General features: G+C 65.6%; 3 protein-coding genes. 1 reads left to right on the top strand and 2 read right to left on the bottom strand.

Annotated elements, in window-relative coordinates:
* Positions 1–1,231 (bottom strand): AMP-binding protein (locus RT662_RS07435; RefSeq protein ID WP_313670075.1); only part of this gene is annotated, 1,231 nt, incomplete at its 3' end.
* Between the two features lie 134 nt (positions 1,232–1,365).
* Positions 1,366–2,970 carry a GMC family oxidoreductase N-terminal domain-containing protein gene (locus RT662_RS07430; RefSeq protein ID WP_313670074.1) on the bottom strand — a complete coding sequence of 535 codons (1,605 nt, stop codon included), beginning with the start codon at positions 2,968–2,970 and terminating at the stop codon, positions 1,366–1,368.
* Between the two features lie 68 nt (positions 2,971–3,038).
* On the opposite strand from RT662_RS07430, the gene RT662_RS07425 reads away from it, so the two are divergent.
* Positions 3,039–3,677 (top strand): MBL fold metallo-hydrolase (locus RT662_RS07425; protein ID WP_313670073.1); only part of this gene is annotated, 639 nt, incomplete at its 3' end.

Raw genomic sequence — 3,677 nt, 5'->3', positions numbered from 1 at the left:
CGGTGTCGCCGCTCACGGCCCACAATCGGCCATTGATCGGGCGAAACACCTCGGCCGTTTTGGCCGGATCGCCATAATAGCCCACCGGCGTGTTGCCGCAGCGCGCCACCAGCCCGATCTCGCCCACCTCGCCAAAACGGTCGCCCAACACAACCTGCTGGCTCTCGCTTGCCTGAAGCCGCATCAGCCCCTCGCTGCTGGGCGCCGCCGTGCCGGCAATGCCGGTTTCCGAGGACCCCATACCATCGGTGATCGCAGCGCCCGTCAGAAGACGCTGCAGATCCGCCTTCACATGGCCGGAAAACACAGCGCCGCCAGAACCAAAGCTCACGACCGCTGACAGATCCCAGCGGCCGGGATTGCTGGCCAAGGCATCGCGCAGCGGTATCGCCATGGCATCGCCAACCACCTGGACGATGTTGGCCTTGAGCATCGCGGCCGTTTCCCACACAGTCGCCGGATCAAAGGCCGCGCTGTCGTCGAGCGCCACGGTCACGCCGTTCAGCAAGGCAGACCACACCGTCCACAATGCGGCCGCATGCATCAGCGGCGCCACCGGAAAAATGCGCAAGGGATAGGCATTGGCCGCCCGGCTGGCGATATCGGCCGGCTGCTGCGCCGGGCCAAGCGTGTTGAAGAAGCCGCCGCCCCCGGCGCAGGCAAAGAAGAACGCACGATGGGGCCACATCACGCCCTTGGGCATGCCGGTGGTACCGCCCGTATAGGTGAGCAGGATGTCAGCCTCGTCGCGCGGCCAGGTGGTGCGACCCGCGGGCGCGCTCTGGAGCGCCGACCAAGGCAGCGATCGCACATCGGCCACGCCGGACCCATCGGGCACGGCGACGGCAAGGCGCAGCCCCGGCAGGCGGGCTTGTAGCCGCGCCATCAGGTCTGTCCATCGGGCGCCGTGGATCACGCCAGCGGCGCCGGCATTGTCAAACAGATAGGCCAACTCGTCTTCGCCATAGCGGTAATTGACGTTGAACGGGATGGCACCAAGCTTGATGGCAGCGATGAAGGCCTCCAGATGCTCGATCTGGTTGTGGAGAAACAGGCCAACCCGATCGCCGCGGCCAACGCCATGCGCTTCAAGCCCGGCGGCGATGCGGGTGGTGCGGGCGTCAAGTTCGGCAAAGCCAATCTGTTGCGACCGGGTGATCAAGGCGATCCGATCGGGAACGGCCGCTGCAACGGTTTCGAACAAATCGGCAAGATGGAACTGGTGTGCCATCCCATACCCTCCCCTGCATCAACGATTGCGCCTTGATGTGCTTCTTTTTTTACGCATACTAATATCCATATGCGATACGAACAAACATATGCGTTTTCGCTAGCCGGGTCACCTGCATGATTCTCGAGCCGACATCAGCGCGCGCGCAGCAGGTCGGCCGCCTTTTCCCCAATCATGATCGCCGCTGCATTGGTGTTGCCCGACACCAAACGGGGCATGATCGATGCATCGGCCACACGCAGACCAGTGACCCCGCGCACCCGCAGTTGGGGATCAAGCACGGCGTTGTCGTCGATCCCCATCCGGCAGGTGCCAACCGGGTGATAGCCCGTGTTGCCATAGCGCCGGGCATGATCCAGCAGCGCGGCATCGTTGGCGCATTGATCCCCGGGCCATTGTTCCACAGCGCCGAGGGCGGCCAGCGGCGCTGTGGCTGCCAGGGCGCGCGCCAGGCGCATGGCCTGCACCGAAAGGCGGCAGTCATGCTCGGCGGTGAGGTAATTGTGGACAATGTGGGGCACGGCTTCGGGATCGGCACTGGCCAGACGGACATGACCGCGGGATTCGGGGCGCAGCACACAGGGCGCCAGGGTGAGCCCGGGCCAGGGCGACAGGCTGACTTCGCCGCCATCGGCCGCCGCCCCCAGATCTCCGGAAACCGGCAGGCAATGGAATTGCAGATCGGGCCGATCGAGCACCGGATCCGATTTCACGAATGCGCCGGTCTGGGCGGCCGGGATCGTCATGGCGCCACGGCGGCGCACCAGATAGTTGATCATGTTGCGAACCAGGCCAAACCCCGACAGCTCCCGGTTGAAGCTGAAGGCGTCATCGCGCAGCCGCCAGCACATCGTCAGGATGAAATGATCCTGCAGGTTCGCACCAACCTGTGGGCTGTCGTGCAGGGGCGTGATGCCCATCGCAGCGAGGTCGGCAGCCGGCCCGATCCCCGACAGCATCAGCAGTTTGGGGCTATGGTAGGTGCCCGCCGCCAGGACCACCTCCCGCGTGGCAGACACAATCTGGTTGCCGCCTGGCCCGGCCACCTCCACGCCAACGGCCCGCCGGCTCTCCATGGCCACGCGGCGGGCGAGATGGCCAGTGAGGACCGTGAGATTCGGGCGATTGAAGACCGGCCGCAGATAGGCATCCGCCGCAGAGCAGCGACGGCCATCGTGAATGGTGGTCTGGTAATAAAAGGCGCCGTGCTGATCCGCCCCGTTATAGTCTGCCGTGGCCGGGACCCCCAGTTCGGCAAAGCCGGCGAGCACGGCGTCATTGGTCGGATCGCGGTGGACCACTTCCTCAACCCGCAGCGGGCCAGACCCGCCGCGCATATCGGAACCGCCACCGGCAAAATGTTCGGCCCGGCGGAACAGCGGGGCGACATCAGCCCAGCCCCAGCCGATCGCGCCCAGATTGCTCCAGCTGTCATAATCCTCGGCCTGGCCGCGGACATAGATCAGGCCGTTGATGTTGGAGGAGCCACCAAGGCCGCGCCCGCGCGGCACAAGCATGGTGCGGCCCCCCAGGCCAGGTTCTGGCGCGCTGTGATAATGCCAGCTGTGGCCGAACTGCTTGACCGTGCGGCCATAGCCGGCGGGCATCGACACCAGGAAGTCGCGCCCGTTGCCACCGGCCTCAATCAGGATGACGGAAACGGACGGGTCCTCCGACAGTCGTGCGGCCAGCACGCAGCCTGCAGAACCGCCACCCACGATCACATAATCGGCCTTCATGCCATCCTCCAGCCCCGGTCGACACCGGGCACACAATGAACAAAACACGCCAAGGGGAAATCAGGACCATGTCCCACGCACGGAAACGGACGACGATACTGGCGATCGCGATGCTGGCGATGCCCACGCTGGCGCAACCGGCGGCCCAAACGCCGCCCGTCCCCGCCGCCAAGCCGGCCACCGCTGCCACGCGGCCGGCCCGGCCCGCCCGCGCGGCCAGCTTGCCGCCGGAGGATGGGCAGGATTTCGAGTTTGCCCGGCGTGGCTTCATTGCCACCTGGCCGGAGGCCATCATCCGCCAGGCCAATGGCCAACCCAGTTTTGATCTCGCCGGCAATGATTTCATCGACGGGCCGGCGCCCGAAACGGTGAATCCGGCGCTGTGGCGACAGAACCGCGTGCTGCGCAGCGAGGGCCTGTTCCGGATCGCGCCCGGCCTCTACCAGGTGCGCAATTTCGACAACAGCAACGTGACGTTCGTCGAAACCCCCAATGGCTGGATCGTGATCGATCCGCTCACGGTGAGCGAGGTGGCCGCGGCAGCGCTTGATCTGCTGAAGAAGCATGTTGCCAACAAGCCGGTTCTGGCTGTGCTCTACACCCACAGCCACAGCGACCATTTCGCCGGGGTTGGCGGCGTGATCAGCCCGGCCGAACTGGCGTCTGGCAAGGTGCAGGTGATCGCGCCCAAGGGCTTCATGGACGAG

Source organism: Sandarakinorhabdus sp., assembly GCF_032115815.1.
Classification (GTDB): Bacteria; Pseudomonadota; Alphaproteobacteria; order Sphingomonadales; family Sphingomonadaceae; genus Sandarakinorhabdus.
Note: the sequence above shows the minus strand (reverse complement) of the source record. Positions and strands in the feature narration are given on the sequence as shown.